The following is an 18,243-nucleotide window of genomic DNA, read 5'->3' as shown; positions in this document are numbered from 1 at the left end:
TCCCGGAGAAGTCCCGGAGAAGTTCCGCAGATGCCGCCGACCCTCTTCCGGCCTGCGGCGGCGCGGACCGGGAAGGGCACGGCGGCACCGGCCGGTTCAGATGTCCCGGAAGATCTCGATCTGCGCCCCGATCGAGTTCAGCCGCTCGGCGAGGTCCTCGTAGCCGCGGTTGATGACGTACACGTTGCGCAGGACCGACGTGCCCTCGGCGGCCATCATGGCCAGCAGGACGACCACGGCGGGGCGCAGGGCGGGCGGGCACATCATCTCGGCGGCGCGCCAGCGGGTCGGGCCCTCGACGAGCACCCGGTGCGGGTCCAGCAACTGCAGACGGCCGCCCAGGCGGTTGAGGTCCGTCAGGTAGATCGCGCGGTTGTCGTAGACCCAGTCGTGGATGAGGGTCTTGCCCTGCGCGACCGCGGCGATGGCCGCGAAGAACGGGACGTTGTCGATGTTCAGGCCCGGGAACGGCATCGGGTGGATCTTGTCGATCGGGGCCTCCAGCTTGGAGGGCCGCACGGTCAGGTCCACCAGCCGGGTGCGGCCGTTGTCCGCGAAGTACTCGGGCGTGCGGTCGTGGTCGAGCCCCATCTCCTCGAGCACCGCGAGCTCGATCTCCAGGAACTCGATCGGCACCCGGCGGACCGTCAGCTCCGACTCCGTGACGACGGCGGCGGCCACCAGGCTCATCGCCTCCACCGGGTCCTCGGAGGGGAAGTAGTCCACGTCCACGTCGATGACCGGCACGCCGTGCACGGTGAGCGTGGTGGTGCCGATGCCCTCGACCTTGACACCGAGCGCCTCCAGGAAGAAGCACAGGTCCTGGACCATGTAGTTGGACGAGGCGTTGCGGATGACGGTCACACCGTCGTGCCGCGCGGCCGCGAGCAGCGCGTTCTCGGTCACGGTGTCGCCGCGCTCGGTCAGTACGATCGGGCGGTCCGGGCGGACGGAACGGTCCACCACGGCGTGGTACTGGCCCTCGGTGGCCGCCACGTCCAGCCCGAACCGGCGCAGCGCGATCATGTGCGGCTCGATGGTCCGCGTCCCCAGGTCGCAACCGCCCGCATAGGGCAGCTTGAAGCGGTCCATGCGGTGCAGCAGCGGGCCGAGGAACATGATGATGGAGCGGGTGCGGACGGCGGCCTCGGCGTCGATGGCGTCCAGGTCGAGGTCGGCCGGTGGCACGATCTCCAGGTCGACCCCCTCGTTGATCCAGCGGGTGCGGACACCGATCGAGCCCAGCACCTCCAGGAGGCGGTACACCTCCTCGATCCGGGCCACCCGGCGCAGCACCGTGCGCCCCCTGTTCAGCAGCGAGGCGCACAGCAGGGCCACGCACGCGTTCTTGCTGGTCTTCACGTCGATGGCGCCGGACAGCCGACGGCCGCCGACGACCCGCAGGTGCATCGGGCCGGCGTAGCCCAGCGAGACGATCTCGCTGTCGAGGGCTTCACCGATTCGGGCGATCATCTCAAGGCTGATGTTCTGGTTGCCGCGCTCGATGCGATTGACGGCGCTCTGGCTGGTGCCGAGCGCCTCGGCCAGCTGTGCCTGCGTCCAGCCGCGGTGCTGCCGGGCGTCACGGATGAGCTTGCCGATGCGTACGAGGTAGTCGTCTGCCATGAGGTTGAGGTTATCTCAGATATGAGATGGCACCTCTTGAGGGGTCCATTCGGGTGATGAGCCGTCAGTGATGCCTGCTGGTACGGGTTCGACGCCACCCGAAAGGCCCGGGCAAATCCATAGATGTCGTACTACGTCCCGTGCTGCTGTGGGTGTGTCGCGGCCCGTTCTTCCCGCCGGTGGTGAGGGACCAGGAGCGCTTGTTGATGTTCAGCCGCACTCCGGGGAGAATCCGGAAACTCTTTCGAAACGTGAGCGGCATGCGGTGCCTCCTCCCGAACGCTGTGCTGTGCGTCGCGGTCACTGCCAGGTCTCCTTCGGATACCCCGACTTGGCGCGGTGATGGGTGGGTGTGCCCGGCGTGCGTGCGGAGTTGACCGCCGGGCCGGCTGCCGGCGCGGTCGGCCGGGCGGTGTCCGGGCGGTGTCCGGGCGGTGTCCGGGCGGTGTCCGGGCGGTGTCCGGGTGGGGCGGTGGGGTGTCCGGGCGGGCCCGTGGGGCCGGTGGGGCGGTCGTCGGGCGGGTCGGTGGGCGGCTCGGTGGGGGCGGGGGCCGCCCGGGGAGGTCGCCGCGGCGTACCGATGGGGCGGGCGGGCCGGGGCGCTGCCTCGTGCCGGGGTGCTCGGCGGCCGTGCGGGCCGCGCCCCTGGGGCGGCCCACGCCGCAGCCGGGCCGCACATGACCATCCGGCCCCCATGTACTAGAGTTATCTCGACATCGAGATATCTGCCGAGGTGCACCGCAGCCGCCACCATCGGTAAGGGTTACCTAACTTAGCCTTACCTCAGCGGACAGGCCCAGATGCCGTGGCGGCAGGATCGTGGTGGTACGCGCACATCAATGAAGGAGACTGTCGTGTCGGCGAACAGCTTCGACGCCCGCAGCACGCTGCAGGTGGGCGACGAGTCGTACGAGATCTTCCGGCTTGCCAAGGTCGAGGGCTCGGCCCGACTGCCTTACAGCCTGAAGGTCCTGCTGGAGAACCTGCTCCGCACCGAGGACGGCGCGAACATCACCGCCGACCACATCCGTGCCCTCGGCGGCTGGGACTCCCAGGCCCAGCCGTCGCAGGAGATCCAGTTCACGCCGGCCCGCGTGATCATGCAGGACTTCACCGGGGTGCCCTGTGTCGTCGACCTCGCCACCATGCGCGAGGCCGTCAAGGAGCTCGGCGGCGACCCGGCGAAGATCAACCCGCTCGCCCCGGCCGAGCTGGTCATCGACCACTCCGTCATCGCCGACAAGTTCGGCACCCCGGACTCCTTCAAGCAGAACGTGGAGCTGGAGTACGGCCGCAACAAGGAGCGTTACCAGTTCCTGCGCTGGGGCCAGACCGCCTTCGACGAGTTCAAGGTCGTCCCGCCCGGCACCGGCATCGTCCACCAGGTGAACATCGAGCACCTGGCCCGTGTCGTCATGGTCCGCGACGGCAAGGCCTACCCCGACACCCTGGTCGGCACCGACTCGCACACCACCATGGTCAACGGCCTCGGCGTCCTCGGCTGGGGCGTCGGCGGCATCGAGGCCGAGGCCGCCATGCTCGGCCAGCCGGTCTCCATGCTGATCCCGCGCGTCGTCGGCTTCAAGCTCACCGGCGAGCTGCCCACCGGCACCACCGCCACCGACCTGGTACTCACCATCACCGAGATGCTGCGGGCGCACGGCGTCGTCGGCAAGTTCGTCGAGTTCTACGGCGAGGGCGTGGCCGCCACCTCACTGGCCAACCGCGCCACCATCGGCAACATGTCGCCGGAGTTCGGCTCCACCGCCGCGATCTTCCCGATCGACGACGAGACGCTGAACTACCTGCGCCTGACCGGCCGCTCCGACCAGCAGGTCGCGCTCGTCGAGGCCTACGCCAAGGAGCAGGGCCTCTGGCTGGACCCGAACGCCGAGCCCGACTTCTCCGAGAAGCTCGAGCTGGACCTGTCCACGGTCGTGCCGTCCATCGCCGGCCCCAAGCGCCCGCAGGACCGTATCGTCCTCGCCCAGGCCGCCGAGCAGTTCAACACCGACGTACGCAACTACGTCCAGGTCTCCGAGCCGGCCAAGGGCGGTGCCGAGTCGCCGGTGGACGAGGCGTCCGACGAGTCCTTCCCGGCCAGCGACGCCCCCGCCTACGGCCACCAGGAGAACGGCGCCGGCGCCCCGCAGCACTCCGCCGTGATCCCCGGCCCGGGCCCGTCCAGGCCGGTCACCGTCACCGCCCCCGACGGCACGAGTTACGACCTGGACCACGGCGCCGTCACCGTGGCGGCCATCACGTCCTGCACCAACACCTCGAACCCGTACGTCATGGTCGGCGCCGCCCTGGTCGCCAAGAAGGCCGTGGAGAAGGGCCTGACCCGCAAGCCGTGGGTCAAGACCACCCTGGCCCCGGGCTCCAAGGTCGTCACGGACTACTTCGACCGCGCGGGCCTCACGCCGTACCTCGACAAGATGGGCTTCAACCTCGTCGGCTACGGCTGCACCACCTGCATCGGCAACTCCGGTCCGCTCGACGAGGAGGTGTCGCAGGCCGTCAACGACCACGACCTCGCCGTCGTCTCGGTCCTGTCCGGCAACCGCAACTTCGAGGGCCGGATCAACCCCGACGTCAAGATGAACTACCTGGCGTCCCCGCCGCTGGTCGTCGCCTACGCCATCGCCGGTTCCATGAAGGTGGACATCACCAAGGACCCGATCGGCACCGACACCGAGGGCAAGCCGGTCTACCTGCAGGACATCTGGCCCTCCGAGCAGGAGGTCAACGAGGTCGTCGCCTCCGCGATCGGCCAGGACATGTTCGCCACCTCCTACCGGGACGTCTTCGCCGGCGACGCCCAGTGGCAGTCGCTGCCGATCCCGACCGGCAACACCTTCGAGTGGGACGCCGAGTCCACCTACGTCCGCAAGCCCCCGTACTTCGAGGGCATGGAGATGGAGCCGGCCCCGGTCACCGACATCGCCGGCGCCCGGGTGCTCGCCAAGCTGGGCGACTCGGTCACCACCGACCACATCTCCCCGGCCGGTGCCATCAAGGCCGACACCCCGGCGGGCCAGTACCTCACCGGGCACGGCGTGGAGCGCCGCGACTTCAACAGCTACGGCTCGCGCCGCGGCAACCACGAGGTCATGATCCGCGGTACGTTCGCCAACATCCGCCTGCGCAACCAGATCGCGCCGGGCACCGAGGGCGGCTACACGCGTGACTTCACGCAGCAGGACGGCCCGGTCTCCTTCATCTACGACGCCTCGCGCAACTACATCGAGCAGGGCATCCCGCTGGTCGTCCTGGCCGGCAAGGAGTACGGCTCCGGCTCGTCGCGCGACTGGGCGGCCAAGGGCACGGCCCTGCTCGGCGTCAAGGCCGTCGTCGCCGAGTCCTACGAGCGCATCCACCGCTCGAACCTGATCGGCATGGGCGTTCTGCCGCTGCAGTTCCCCGAGGGCCAGAACGCCGAGTCCCTCGGCCTGACCGGCGAGGAGACCTTCTCCATCACCGGCGTCACCGAGCTCAACGAGGGCACCACCCCGCGTACGGTGAAGGTCAGCACCGACACCGGCGTCGAGTTCGACGCGGTCGTCCGCATCGACACCCCCGGCGAGGCGGACTACTACCGCAACGGCGGCATCATGCAGTACGTGCTGCGCAGCCTCATCCGCAAGTAACGGACCTCCCGCTGCGGTTGGGCCGCATCCCCGGCGACGGGGGTGCGGCCCTTCGCCGTGCGGGCCGGGCGCCGGTTCGGCCGAACGGCCCGCCGGGACGGGGCGGACGGCCGCTCCGGGCGGACCCGGTGGCCGAGCCGAGGCCACCGGGTCCGCGAGCCGGGCAGGCGAGGGGGGGGAAGGTGCCTGTCCGGGCGATGCTGGCTTGTGGCGACCATGGTGCGACAACGTTGTCGTAATGGTCTGTACATGACTCTACCGCCGCAACCGACAACGATGTCAAGCCACTTGGTGCCGAGTCCACCCGTGTGAGTGGCAGGGCGCGCCTCCGCGCCGCTACGCGGTCTTCCGTGGTACCACCGGCGCACGCTACTGTCCCTGCGGCTTGTGCGACCTGTGGTGCGCGACCCGTCCGAAGGAGGAGGGGCCGCGTCATGCGTTTCCGTCCCATGTCCCTGCTGCTGGCCGCGGTGCTCGCGGCCGGCGGCTCCCCCGCCCTCGCGGCGACCGCCGCGCCGCCGGGTTCCGGGGCCGCCGCCCTGGTGAAGGACCCGACCGCGTACGTCGATCCGCTGATCGGCACCAGGAACGGCGGCAACGTCTTCCCCGGCGCCGTCACGCCCTTCGGCATGTTCTCCTTCAGCCCGGAGAACACCCGGGGCGACGCGACCAGAACCGCCGCCCCCGGCGGCTACCAGTACGACGCCACCCGTGTCCGCGGTTTCAGCCTGACCCACATGTCCGGCACCGGCTGCGCGGGCGGCAGCGGCGACATCCCGTTCTTCCCGTACGCCGGAGAGGTCACCACCTCACCGGCGAGCGACACCAAGGACGCCCTCTACGCCTCGGACTTCAGCCACACCGACGAGACCGCCGAGCCAGGCCACTACAAGGTGGGCCTCGCCTCCGGCGTCACCGCCGACCTCACGGCGACGGCCCGCACCGGCTCGGCCCGCTTCACCTATCCGGCCGGCAAGCCCGCGTCGCTGCTGATCCGTACCGCCAACTCCGAAGTTGGCTCAACGGATTCGTCGATCACCATCGACCCGGCCGGGCGTACCGTCTCCGGCTCGGTCACCTCCGGGAACTTCTGCGGCTACCTCGACCCCGAGGGCCGGCGCGCCTACTACACCCTGTACTTCACGGCCCGCTTCGACCGCCCCTTCAAGGCGACGGGCACCTGGCAGGACGACAGGCTGACCCCGGGGTCCACCACCGCGACCGGCGGGACCGGCGGCTTCTCGAACGGCGGGCGGCCCGTCGCGGGCAAGGGCGCGGGCGGCTACGTCGAGTTCGCCCCCGGCACCGGCCCGGTCGGCGTCAGGGTGGGCATCTCCTATGTCAGCCAGTCCGGCGCCGAGGCCAACCTGGCCGCGGAGAACCCGCCGCAGCGCTCCTTCGGTTCGGTCGAGGACGCGGCCCGCCGCGCCTGGCGCGACCGGCTGGCCGCGATCGGGGTCGGCGGCGGCACGGACGACGAGCGCACCACTTTCTACACCGCGCTCTACCACGCCCTGCTGCACCCCAACGTCATCAGCGACGCCGACCGCCGATACCGCGGTGCCGACGGCAAGGTGCACACGGTAGCCGGCGGCCACCAGGCGCAGTACGGCACCTTCTCCGGCTGGGACGTCTACCGCGACCAGGTGCAACTGCTGACCCTGCTCAGTCCGAGCACCGGCTCCGACATCGCACAGTCGCTGTACGAGCTCGCCCGGCAGAACGGCGGCGCCTGGGACCGCTGGCTGCACGGCGCGAGCGGCACCCACGTCATGAACGGCGACCCCTCGGCGACCGCCCTGGCCGGCATCCGCGCCTTCGGCGGCACCGGCTTCGACCTGAAGGGCGCGCTCGCCTCCCTGGTGAAGGCGGCCACCGTACCGACGGGGCAGGACCGCTCGGCGGCGGGCAAGCCGGTGCTGTCGGTCGGCCAGCGCCCCTCCCTGGACAAGTACCTGAAGCTGCACTACATGCCCTCCGTCTCCAACGCCTGGGGCGGCGCCGCCGAGACCCTGGAGATGTCCACCGCGGACTTCTCCCTGTCCCAGCTCGCCTCGGCCGCCGGGCAGAAGGACACCGCGGCGGCCTTCGCCCGCCGCGCCCAGTGGTGGCAGAACAACTTCAACATCGCGGCCGACCTCTCCGGCGGCTACATCGCCAACCGCAAGGCGGACGGCAGCTGGGTCACCGGCTTCACCCCGGACACCGGCAACGGCTTCGTCGAGGGCACGGCCGCCCAGTACACCTGGATGGTCCAGCACGACCCGGCCGGCCTGTTCGCGGCGATGGGCGGCCGCGAAAAGGCCCTCACCCGCCTCGACGCGTTCTTCCACAACGCCGACGGCAGCTGGGCCCTCACCGGCAGCGGCGGCGCCAAGTCCGAGCTCGACAACGAGCCCTCGATCAACGTTCCCTACCTGTACGACTACGCGGGCGCCCCCTGCAAGGCACAGGAGACGGTGCGCGCCGCCATGCGGCAGCTGTGGTCGACCAGCCCGGGCGGCATCCCGGGCAACGACGACCTCGGCGCCATGTCGTCCTGGTACGTCTTCTCCGCCCTCGGCATGTACCCGCAGGTCCCGTCCCGCGCCGAACTCGTCCTCGCCTCACCGCTGTTCGAGCGGGTCGAGATCCGCCGCCCGAACGGGAACGGCATCTCCATCCGCGCGACGGGAGCGGCGGCCGGATCGCCGTACGTACAGTCGCTGAAGGTGAACGGACACTCCAGCGACCGTCCCTGGCTCCCGTCCTCCTTCGTCCGTGACGGCGGCCGGCTCGACTACACCCTCTCCGGCACCCCCGACCGCACCTGGGGCAGCGACCCGTCCGCCGCCCCGCCCTCCTTCCGGCAGGGCGAACAGCCGTACCAGATCGGCGTCGGCCCGACCACGGCGACCCTCGCGCCCGGTGACAGCACGACGATCGGCATCCGCGCCGTGTCGCTGAACGGCGGCACCGGCCCGCAGGTGCGCTTCAAGGTGGAGACCCCGGCGGGCATCACGGCGACACCGGCCGAGGGCACGGTGGCCGGCGGCTCCCAGGAGATCACCCTCACCGCCGGCCGGAACACCGGGCAGGGCTTCCACGACGCCAAGGTCACCGTGACGTCCGGCGGCTCGTCGTACGAACAACCCGTGTCCCTGACGGTCGCGGCCCCCGGCACCCTGCTGGCCGCCTACGACAGCACCGGCATCTCCGACGACGAGGGCGGCCACGACGAGGCCGATTTCGACGGCGGCGGCTGGAGCTACTCCCGCCAGGCCCTCGCGGCGGCCGGCCTCACCCCCGGCGGCCGGGGCACGGTGGACGGCCTGGCCTTCACCTGGCCGGACTCGCCGGACGGCCGCCCGGACAACGCGTCGGCGAACGGCCGGACGATCACCCTGCCCGCACCCACGGCCGCACTCTCCTTCGTCGGCAGCGCGGTGGGCGGCAACCAGCAGACCCGGGCCACCGTCACCTACACCGACGGCACCACCGACACCGTCGACCTCTCCTTCACCGACTGGACCGTCGGCGGAGGCGGTGGCACAGTCCAGTACGGCAACGAGGTGGTCGCCAAGACCGCGTACCGCAACGTCGCGGGCGCCGACAAGGACCCGGTGACGACGTACGTCTTCGCCACCAGGCCGTACGAGGCCCCGGCCGGCAGACAGATCAGGTCGGTGAGGCTCCCGAACAACGCCGACCTGCACGTCTTCACCCTGGCGACGAGGTAGACGGCCGAGCAGCGGGAAGGGGCGGGCCCTCGGGCCCGCCCCTTGCTCATGCCGGGTGTGCCGGCCGCTGTCTGCGCGTCAGGCCAGCAGCTCCACCTCCGCCAGCGTCGAGGCGCCGTCCAGGACCAGCCGGTACTTCTGGTACGTGCCCGGAGAGGCGATCGTGAAGGGGCGGGTCTGCCTGTCCCAGGCGAAGGACTCGCCGGAGCGCTTGTCCACCGTCTTCCAGGTCGTGCCGTCGGTGGACGCCTCGAGGCTCCAGCCGGTCGGGGCCCTGGTGTGGTCGGCGGACGAGGTCAGGGTGTACTGGACGGCCTTGGCGGGGTCGGTGACCGGCAGGTCCACCGTCGTCACCGTGGCCTGCGTCGACGAGGTGTTGTCGAACAGCGCCCCGTCACCCTTCAGCACGTCCGCCTTCGGGCTCGGCACCTTGTCGTCGCTGGTGATCGACACCGGCGCCGCGTCCCTGCCCGTGCCCCACGACGACGGCCGCGGGCCCATGTCGAACTCCAGGACCCCGCCCTTCGACAGCAGGGAGTGGGGGAGGGAGGTCGAGTTCCACGCGCGGCCGTTGAAACGCACGCCCTGCACGTACACGTTCTTGGCGCTGTTCCCCGGGGCCTTGATCACCAGGTCCCGGCCGTTCTCCAGGTGCACCGTGGCCCGGGTGAACAACGGGGAGCCGATGGTGTACTCGCCACTGCCCATGACCAGTGGGTAGAAGCCGAGCGCCGAGAAGACGTACCAGGCCGACTGCTCGCCGTTGTCCTCGTCGCCGTGATAGCCCTGGCCGATCTCACTGCCGACGTAGAGCCGGGAGAGCACCTGACGGACCTTCGCCTGCGCCTGCCACGGTCGCCCGGCCGCGTCGTACATGTAGATGACGTGGTGCGCGACCTGGTTGGAGTGGCCGTACTGGCCCATGCGCACGTCCCGCGCCTCGGTCATCTCGTGGATGACACCGCCGTAGGAGCCGACGAACTCCGGGGACGCCGTCTCCGGGGTGGAGAAGTACTCGTCGAGCTTGTCGCCGAGCCCCTTGCGGCCGCCGTACAGGTTCGCCAGGCCCCGGCTGTCCTGAGGGGCGGTGAAGGCGTAGCCCCAGCCGTCCGTCTCCGTGTAGTCGTAGCCCCACACACGCGGATCGTACTTCGAGGGGTCCAGGCGCCAGTTGCCCTGGGCGTCACGGCCCTGGAAGAAGCCCGCCCTGTTGTCGAAGAGCCTGACGTAGTCCTGGGCGCGGTTGAGGAAGTACTGGGCCTCCTCCCGGTAGTGCCTCTGACCCGTCTTCCTGTACAGGGCCTCGCCCATCTTCGCGATGCCGTAGTCGTTGACGTAGCCCTCCATCGCCCACGACAGGCCTTCTCCGGTGTCCGTGCTGGTGTAGCCGAGGAAGGGTGAGGTGCTCATGCCCTTGCGGCCCACGCCGGAGGCCGGGGGTACGACGGTGGCGTTCTTCAGGGCCGCGTCGTACGCCGCCTTCGCGTCCATGTGCACGCCCTTGACGTAGGCGTCGGCGAAGGCCACGTCGGACGAGGTGCCGGTCATCAGGTCGGCGTAGCCGGGGGAGGACCACCGGGAGGTCCAGCCGCCGTCCTTGTACTGCTGCACGAACCCGTCGACCATCTCGCCGGCCTGGGACGGGGTCAGCAGGGAGTACGCGGGCCAGGTGGTCCGGTAGGTGTCCCAGAAGCCGTTGTTGACGTACACCTTGCCGTCGACGATCTTCGCACCGGTGTGCGTCGGGGTGTCCTGGCCGGGCATCGGCGAGAACGGGGAGGCGTACTGGTCCTTGCCGCCCACCTTCTCGAAGCCCGAGTTCGGGTACAGGTAGAGCCGGTACAGGCTGGAGTAGAGCGTGGTCAGCTGGTCGGGAGTGGCGCCCTGGACCTCGACCTTGCCGAGCAGTCCGTCCCAGGTCCGCTGGGCCCGCGCCTTCACGGTGTCGAAGGAGGTGCCGTCCGGGACCTCCTGGGCCAGGTTGTCCCTGGCCTGGTCGAGGCTGATGAGGGAGGTGGCCATGCGCAGGGTGACCGAGTGGCCGGAGCCGGCGTCGAAGCGGAGGTAGCCCTTGACGCCGGTGGCGGAGCCGTCCTTGACGGGCTTGTCGAAGACGCCGTAGACGAACAGCCGGGTCGCCCCCGTCGACAGGCCGGACTTCACGTCCGAGTAGCCGGTGACGACGCCGTGCTCCTTGTCCAGGGTCAGGCCCGCCTGCTCGGTGACGTTGTCGAACAGCACGCTCGCGTCGTCGCCCGGATAGGTGAAGCGGAGCACCGCCGCGTGGTCGGTGGGCGTCATCTCCGCCTTGAGACCGTTCTCGAACGTGACCCCGTAGTAGTAGGGGCGCGCGGTCTCGTTCTCGTGCCGGAAGGCGAGCGCGCGGGCGGTGCGTCCGGTGCCGGGGGTGCCGGAGGCGGCGGACGGCATCACCTGGAAGGTCTGCCGGTCGCCCATCCAGGGGCTCGGCTCGTGGCTGGCGCTGAACGCCTGGATCGTGGGCAGGTTGTCGTCGTTGTTCGCCCGCGCGTACTCGTACAGCCAGCTCAGCGAGGACGCGTTGGTCACCGGCGTCCAGAAGTTGAAGCCGTGCGGGAGGGCGGTGGCGGGGAAGTCGTTGCCCCGCGAGAAGCTGCCGCTGGAGTTGGTGCCACGGGTGGTCAGCGCGTAGTCGGACAGATGCGCCTCGGGCTTCTCGGGCGCCACCTGCCTGATCGCCACGTCGTCCAGCCAGCCGCGGAACTTCGCCGGGCCCGCGGGGGAGTCGTAGGCGAGCAGTATCCGGTCGACGGTCTTGCCGGCCGCGACCGAACCGATCCTGGACACGACGTTGTTCCACTGGTTGACGTACAGCGTCCTGGCCGCGCCCTGGCCCTGCGGGCTCAGGCCGGAGCCGTGCTGGTCGGTCGCGCCCAGCCCGCTCAGATACGTGCCGTCGGTGAAGGCCAGGTCGACGGAGACGTTCGTGGCGTCGTAGTCGCGGTCGCCGTCGGCCATCGACGGGTAGACGCGGTACGAGAGCCGGGTGTCGCGCGCGACCTTGACGTTGACGTCGAAGATCTTGTTGTACGAGTACGCCCGGCCCTTGGCCGTGTGCCGGCCGGCGTAGCGCAGGGCCCGCTTGCCCGTGTAGCCGGCGCCCGCCTTGGCGGTCGGCGAGCCGCTCGGGCCGCGGTCCACCAGCGAGAGCATGTCCTGCGGGACCGTCCCGCCGCTGTCGCCGGTGGAGAACTGCACGTCGGCGAGCTGGAGTATGTTCGAGGCGCCGTTGTTCTTCGTGACGTCGAGCCGGAAGTGCTGGTACTCGGCCGGCTCGGCGAGGTCGTAGGTCTTGGTCTGGAAGCGTTCGGGGAAGTTCTCGCCGGAGCGGGAGTCGAGGCTCTTCCAGTCCTTGCCGTCGGTGGAGCCCTGAAGCGTCCAGTCCTTCGGATCGCGTTCGGCGGAGTCGTTGGCCGATGTGAGGGCGTATCGGGTGATCTTTACGGGTTTGTCGAAGTCGAACTCGACCCAGCCGGTGGGCTCGAACGTCAGCCACTTGGTGCTCGGCTCACCGTCGACGAGGTTCTCCTTCACCTCGCCGGAGCCCGTGTTCTCGCCGCTCGCCCGCAGGTCCGTGACGTGGTCGTCCACATTGCCCGGAATGCCGGTGCCGTAGCCGCCGTCCACACCCGAGGCGCGCTTGCTGCCGTCCGGTGTGGTGTCGACCGTGTTCAGCCAGTCCGGCGCCGGATCGCCGGTCTCGAACGAGGAAGCGAACTCCCGGTCGGCGGCCGGTGCCTTGCCGGGCAGGGCGACCGCCGCCCCCTGGGAGCCGACGGCCATGACGAAGGCGGCCGTGATGACGACCGCCGGACCCGATCTGTGCCGAACTCTGCGCTGCATACGAGGGCACCCTCCCTGGTCTCCCCGCGCGCCGGACAACGTTGTCACCTTCGGCGCGCAAGGACCAGTAGGGAGTCAAGTGCCCAGTGGTGTCAAGGGCGTTGGGTGTGGCATTCGAGCGCAAAGTCACGGATATTTCCGTCAGGGAACCCACAGCGGGCTCATATTTCCGCGAGGTCTCAACTCGGAAAAGACCGACAGCCAACCTTGCATTCGATCTTGCTCCGCTGGCGGGAAGTGGACTATACCTGTCGGCGTCCGCCAATCCGTTCGACTGGCCGGAAGCGGGCCCGGGGGGAGCCGGAAAGGGTGGTTCGACGTGCGAAACGCGCCAGCCTCCTTGTTTTCCCACCGATCCCGGTAGATGACGCACGAAGTACTTCCTGCACGACCCAGCTTGACCCGACAGCGGTGCCGGGGAGGATCCGGTTCACCGCCTGAGTCCTGGAGAAGGCGAGGACTTGAGCATGGGATCCACTTCCGCCGGGAACCACGGTTCCGGCAACACCGGCGCACCGGGTTTCGGCCGCCGCGATCTGATCAAGCGGTCGGCCGCGCTCGGCCTGGTCTCCGTACCCGCGATGAGCTTCCTGTCGGCGTGCGCCAGCGGTGGCGGCGACAACTCGAACGACACCAACACCAAGGGCAAGACGTCCAAGACCAACCCCTTCGGCGCACAGAAGGGCAGCAAGCTCGACGTCGTCGTCTTCAAGGGCGGCTACGGCGACGACTACGCCAAGGCGTGGGAGGCCGACTTCGGCAAGAAGCTCGGCATCACCTCCACCCACACCGGCACCCAGGAGATCACCGGCAAGCTGCAGCCCCGCTTCAACGCCGGCAATCCGCCGGACGTCGTCGACGACTCGGGTGCCCAGCAGATCAAGATCGACGTCCTCTACAAGAACGGTCAGCTGCTCGACCTCTCCGAGGTGCTCGACGCGCCGGCGATCGACGACTCGAGCAAGAAGGTGCGCGACCTCCTCATCCCCGGCACCCTCGACCCCGGCATCCAGGAGGGCAAGGTCGTCGCCCTCAACTACATCTACACGGTCTGGGGCCTCTGGTACTCCGGCAAGCTCTTCAAGGAGAAGGGCTGGACGGCGCCGAAGACCTGGGACGACTTCCTCGCCATCTGCCAGGACGCCAAGAAGCAGGGCATCGGGGGCCTCGCCCACCAGGGCAAATACCCGTACTACATCAACGTCGCCATCATGGACCTGATCGCCAAGAAGGGCGGTATCGACGCCGTCAAGGCGATCGACAACCTCGACCCGAAGGCGTTCGTCGGCTCCGACGCGGCCCAGGCCGGTGTCGAGGCCATCTATGAGGTCGTGGAGAAGGGCCTGTTGATGCCCGGCACCAACGGCCTGACCCACACCGAGTCGCAGACCCGCTGGAACCAGTACAAGGCCGCCTTCATCACCTGCGGTTCCTGGCTGGAGAACGAGCAGCTCAAGCAGACGCCGTCGGACTTCGACATGAAGTTCATGCCGATGCCGATGCTGGCCGGCAGCAAGATGCCCTTCGAGGCCATCCGGGCCGGCTCCGGCGAGCCCTTCATCATCCCGGCGAAGGCGAAGAACCTGCCCGGCGCCAAGGAGTTCATGCGGCACATGCTCTCCAAGGAGTGGTCGACGCTGTTCGCCAAGGAGGCCAACTCGCTGACCATCCTCAAGGACGGCGTCGACCCGAGCGTCAAGCTGCGCCCGGGCACCCAGTCCACGGTCGAGGCCTCCAAGGCGGCCGGCTCCAACACCTTCCGCTACATCTACCCCGACTGGTACAGCGAGATGGACACGGCGATTCAGAACGCGTCCAATGAGCTCATGGCCAAGCGCATTCAGCCGAAGGAGTGGCTGAAGCGGTGTCAGGCCGCGGTGGACAAGCAGGCCAAGGACCCGGCCAGCAAGAAGAATCACCACGACTAGCTTCGCCGTGCGCCGCGGGGCGCGGGGGATACTGCGAGTGCCGGTCCGGCGCGGCCGGTCGCGCGCGGTTCCCCGCGCCCCTTCGGGGCGCTTGTACTGACCGGAACACCAGGGGCAGGAAAACGCCATGCGTAAGGGGCAGTACCGGTTCGTCGCGGGATTTCTCTTCGTTCCCGTGGCGCTCTATCTGATCTTTGTGATCTGGCCGTACATCCAGACGTTCGGTTATTCGCTGACCGACTGGAAAGGCCAGTCGCAGACCTTCAACTTCGTCGGCCTGGACAACTACCGGGCACTGTTCCAGGACGACGTCTTCCTGCAGGCCATCTGGCACAACATCCTGTTCCTGGTGTTCATCCCGGTGATCACCATTCTGCTCGCCCTGTTCTTCGCGTTCATGGTGAACGCGGGCGGCCGCAGCCGGGCCGGCGGGGTGCAGGGCGTCGCCGGATCCAAGTTCTACAAAATCATCTACTTCTTCCCCCAGGTGCTGTCGCTGGCGATTCTCGCGGTGCTGTTCAACGCGGTGTACCGCAGTGACGGCGGCGGCCTGCTCAACGGCTTCCTGATCAAACTCGGCCTGGTCGACGCGAGCAACCCCGTGGAATGGCTGAACGAGCCGAACATCGTGCTCTGGGCGCTGATCCTGGTCGTCGTCTGGCACGGCGTCGGCTTCTATCTCGTGCTGTTCTCGGCGGCCATGCAGTCCATTCCGAAGGACGTCTACGAGGCCGCTCTGATCGACGGCGCGAGCCGCACCCAGTCCTTCTTCCGCATCACCCTGCCCCTGCTGTGGGACACCGTGCAGACCGCCTGGGTCTATCTGGGCATCGTCGCGATGGACATGTTCGTGCTGGTCTCCTCCATGACCCAGAACATGGGTGCCTACGGCGGCGGCCCCGATCACCACAGCGACGTGATGTCGACGGTGATGATGCGCAACTTCCTCTACTACGGCAGAAGCGGCTACGCCTGCGCGATGGGCGTGGTCATGCTGCTGCTCACCCTGATCCTGTCCGTGGTCACGCTGCGCGCCACCCGCCGCGAGCGCATCGAGTTCTGAGCGGGAGAGACGACGACATGAGCGCACCCCTCAAGGAGACCGCCTCCGCCCCGGGCCCCGTCCCGGCCGGCCCGGTGGTGAGCAGGCCCGCGGACCGCCCCGGCCAGAGCCGCGGCGAAGGCGTGGTCCTGAACGTCTTCTCGCACGGCTTCCTCGCCCTGTGGGCCCTGCTGATCGTGCTGCCGCTGCTGTGGCTGGTGATCAGTTCCTTCAAGACCGACGCCCAGATCGGCGGCTCGGCCTTCGGCTGGCCGCACAACTGGTCCCTCGACGTCTTCCACCGTGCCTGGAACAAGGGCATCGGCGACTACTTCCTGAACACCGTCATCGTGCTGGTGTTCTCCGTGCCGCTGACCATGCTCTTCGGCTCGATGGCCGCGTACGTGCTGGCCCGCTACCAGTTCTGGGGCAACCGGCTGCTGTACTACTTCTTCGTCGCGGGCGCGATGTTCCCGGTGTTCCTGGCCCTGGTCCCGCTGTTCTTCATGGTCAAACGCCTGGACATGCTGAACACCTACCAGGGCCTGATCCTGGTCTACATCGCCTACTCGATGCCGTTCACGGTGTTCTTCATGCACGCCTTCTTCCGGACCCTGCCCACGGCGGTCTTCGAGGCGGCCATCCTGGACGGCGCCTCGCACACCCGGACCTTCTTCCAGGTGATGCTGCCGATGGCGAAGCCGGGCCTGATCAGCGTGGGGATCTTCAACACGCTGGGGCAGTGGAACCAGTTCATCCTGCCCACGGTGCTGATGCAGCCGCAGAGCGGCGACGACCCCGAGCGCTATGTCCTCACCCAGGGGCTGATCCAGCTTCAGCAGCAGCAGGGCTACGCCTCTGACCTGCCGGTTCTGTTCGCGGGTGTGACGATCGCGATGATCCCGATGCTGGTGGTGTACCTGTCCTTCCAGCGCCAGGTGCAGGCGGGCCTGACCTCGGCGACGCTGAAGTAGCGCACCGGACCGTCTCGCGGACTGCGCCGCTCCCGGGCTTGGCGGGAGCGGCGTACGCGTGCGCGTACCACGGGTCCGCAAGTGTGTCCAAGGCCCCGGAAACGGTTCAACCTCTTGACGGGAGGCAACCCGAACGGCTCAGCTTAGAGTTCACTAGTTGGACATGGACGGGGCCTCGCCGAAGCGGCCCCGCGCTCAGGAGGTCGTCGTGGAGACTCCAGGGTCGCAGTCGTCGCTGCACCGGGCAAACCTGGAGCGGGTGGTACGTGCCGTGCGCCTGGCCGGATCCCTCACGCAGGCGGAGATCGCGAGGACCACGGGCCTGTCCGCGGCGACGGTCTCCAATATCGTGCGGGAGCTGAAGGACGGCGGAACGGTCCAGGTCACACCCACTTCGGCGGGCGGCCGCCGGGCCCGCAGCGTGTCCCTGAGCGGGGACGCCGGCATCGTGATCGGCGTCGACTTCGGGCACACCCATTTGCGGGTCGCGATCGGGAACCTCGCCCACCAGGTGCTGGCCGAGGAGTCCGAGCCGCTGGACGTGGACGCCTCCTCGACCCAGGGCTTCGACCGGGCGGAGGAGCTGGTCAACCGCCTGATCGCGGCGACGGGGGTCGACCGGTCCAAGATCGCCGGCGTGGGTCTCGGCGTACCCGGTCCGATCGACGTGGAGTCCGGCACCCTGGGCTCCACGGCCATCCTGCCGGGCTGGACCGGCATCAAGCCCGCCGAGGAGCTGCGGGGGCGGCTCGGCGTGCCGGTGCACGTGGACAACGACGCCAACCTCGGCGCCCTCGGTGAGCTGGTCTGGGGCAGCGGGCGGGGGGTCAAGGACCTCGCCTACATCAAGATCGCCAGCGGCGTCGGTGCCGGCCTGGTCATCGACGGGAAGATCTACCGCGGACCTGGCGGCACAGCGGGTGAAATCGGACATATTACACTGGACGAATCCGGCCCGGTCTGCCGCTGCGGAAACCGGGGCTGCCTGGAGACCTTCACGGCCGCGCGCTATGTGCTCCCGTTGCTCCAGTCCAGTCACGGCACCGATCTGACGATGGAAGGCGTCGTACGACTGGCGCGGGACGGTGACCCGGGCTGCCGTCGGGTGATCGCCGACGTCGGTCGCCACATCGGCAGTGGAGTCGCCAATCTCTGCAACCTGCTGAACCCGAGCCGGGTGGTCCTCGGTGGTGATCTCGCCGAGGCCGGTGAGCTGGTGCTCGGGCCGATCAGGGAGTCCGTCGGCCGCTACGCCATCCCCAGCGCCGCGCGGCAACTGTCCGTTCTTCCGGGGGCACTTGGGGGCCGCGCGGAGGTGCTGGGGGCGCTGGCCCTGGCGCTCAGCGAGATGGGTGATTCGACCCTTTTGGACGGCACCCTGCCCATGGCGGTCCCTGCCTTCACTTAGAGAACGGATGGCAC

Annotated in this window: 9 protein-coding genes; 6 read left to right on the top strand and 3 right to left on the bottom strand. The window is 69.0% G+C overall.

Features of this window, described 5'->3' with window-relative positions:
- Window positions 1–96: 96 nt before the first annotated feature.
- Entirely contained in the window at window positions 97–1,626 is a 1,530-nt protein-coding gene (locus ACH4UM_RS31035) for a helix-turn-helix domain-containing protein (RefSeq protein ID WP_398186473.1), read from the bottom strand.
- 64 nt (window positions 1,627–1,690) lie between these two features.
- Complete coding sequence (locus ACH4UM_RS31030; RefSeq protein WP_398186470.1) at window positions 1,691–1,888, bottom strand: DUF4236 domain-containing protein; 198 nt, start codon at window positions 1,886–1,888, stop codon at window positions 1,691–1,693.
- 592 nt (window positions 1,889–2,480) lie between these two features.
- On the opposite strand from ACH4UM_RS31030, the gene ACH4UM_RS31025 reads away from it, so the two are divergent.
- Together ACH4UM_RS31025 and ACH4UM_RS31020 are read left to right on the top strand one after the other, a co-directional pair.
- Complete coding sequence (locus ACH4UM_RS31025) at window positions 2,481–5,276, top strand: aconitate hydratase (RefSeq protein ID WP_398186468.1); 2,796 nt, start codon at window positions 2,481–2,483, stop codon at window positions 5,274–5,276.
- Window positions 5,277–5,710: 434 nt separating this feature from the next.
- Window positions 5,711–8,995, top strand: coding sequence for a GH92 family glycosyl hydrolase (locus tag ACH4UM_RS31020; RefSeq protein WP_398186465.1), 3,285 nt, complete (start codon window positions 5,711–5,713; stop codon window positions 8,993–8,995).
- A 78-nt stretch (window positions 8,996–9,073) separates the two neighbouring features.
- On the opposite strand, the gene ACH4UM_RS31015 is transcribed toward ACH4UM_RS31020, so the two are convergent.
- Entirely contained in the window at window positions 9,074–12,877 is a 3,804-nt protein-coding gene (locus tag ACH4UM_RS31015; protein ID WP_398186463.1) for a GH92 family glycosyl hydrolase, read from the bottom strand.
- A 467-nt stretch (window positions 12,878–13,344) separates the two neighbouring features.
- On the opposite strand from ACH4UM_RS31015, the gene ngcE reads away from it, so the two are divergent.
- The 4 genes from ngcE (at window position 13,345) to ACH4UM_RS30995 (ending at window position 18,229) form a co-directional block, all read left to right on the top strand.
- A complete protein-coding gene (gene ngcE, locus ACH4UM_RS31010) occupies window positions 13,345–14,805 on the top strand; it encodes an N-acetylglucosamine/diacetylchitobiose ABC transporter substrate-binding protein (RefSeq protein WP_398186461.1) in 1,461 nt (486 codons plus the stop codon).
- 127 nt (window positions 14,806–14,932) lie between these two features.
- Window positions 14,933–15,868 (top strand): carbohydrate ABC transporter permease, encoded by a 936-nt coding sequence (locus tag ACH4UM_RS31005; RefSeq protein WP_398186458.1) that lies wholly within the window; start codon window positions 14,933–14,935, stop codon window positions 15,866–15,868.
- A 17-nt stretch (window positions 15,869–15,885) separates the two neighbouring features.
- On the top strand, window positions 15,886–16,821 hold the full coding sequence (locus tag ACH4UM_RS31000) for a carbohydrate ABC transporter permease (RefSeq protein WP_398186455.1): 936 nt from the start codon (window positions 15,886–15,888) through the stop codon (window positions 16,819–16,821).
- A 208-nt stretch (window positions 16,822–17,029) separates the two neighbouring features.
- On the top strand, window positions 17,030–18,229 hold the full coding sequence (locus tag ACH4UM_RS30995) for an ROK family transcriptional regulator (RefSeq protein ID WP_398186452.1): 1,200 nt from the start codon (window positions 17,030–17,032) through the stop codon (window positions 18,227–18,229).
- Window positions 18,230–18,243: the final 14 nt, after the last annotated feature.

Source organism: Streptomyces sp. NPDC020801 (assembly GCF_044334385.1).
Lineage (GTDB): Bacteria > Actinomycetota > Actinomycetes > Streptomycetales > Streptomycetaceae > Streptomyces.
Note: the sequence above shows the minus strand (reverse complement) of the source record. Positions and strands in the feature narration are given on the sequence as shown.

What these genes read in the sequence shown, in the direction of transcription:
- ACH4UM_RS31005 (WP_398186458.1), top strand. Translation starts at nt 14,933, where the DNA reads ATGCGTAAGGGGCAGTACCGGTTCGTCGCGGGATTTCTCTTCGTTCCC.
- ngcE (WP_398186461.1), top strand. Translation starts at nt 13,345, where the DNA reads ATGGGATCCACTTCCGCCGGGAACCACGGTTCCGGCAACACCGGCGCA.
- ACH4UM_RS31030 (WP_398186470.1), bottom strand. Translation starts at nt 1,888, where the DNA reads ATGCCGCTCACGTTTCGAAAGAGTTTCCGGATTCTCCCCGGAGTGCGG.
- ACH4UM_RS31015 (WP_398186463.1), bottom strand. Translation starts at nt 12,877, where the DNA reads ATGCAGCGCAGAGTTCGGCACAGATCGGGTCCGGCGGTCGTCATCACG.
- ACH4UM_RS31020 (WP_398186465.1), top strand. Translation starts at nt 5,711, where the DNA reads ATGCGTTTCCGTCCCATGTCCCTGCTGCTGGCCGCGGTGCTCGCGGCC.
- ACH4UM_RS31000 (WP_398186455.1), top strand. Translation starts at nt 15,886, where the DNA reads ATGAGCGCACCCCTCAAGGAGACCGCCTCCGCCCCGGGCCCCGTCCCG.
- ACH4UM_RS31035 (WP_398186473.1), bottom strand. Translation starts at nt 1,626, where the DNA reads ATGGCAGACGACTACCTCGTACGCATCGGCAAGCTCATCCGTGACGCC.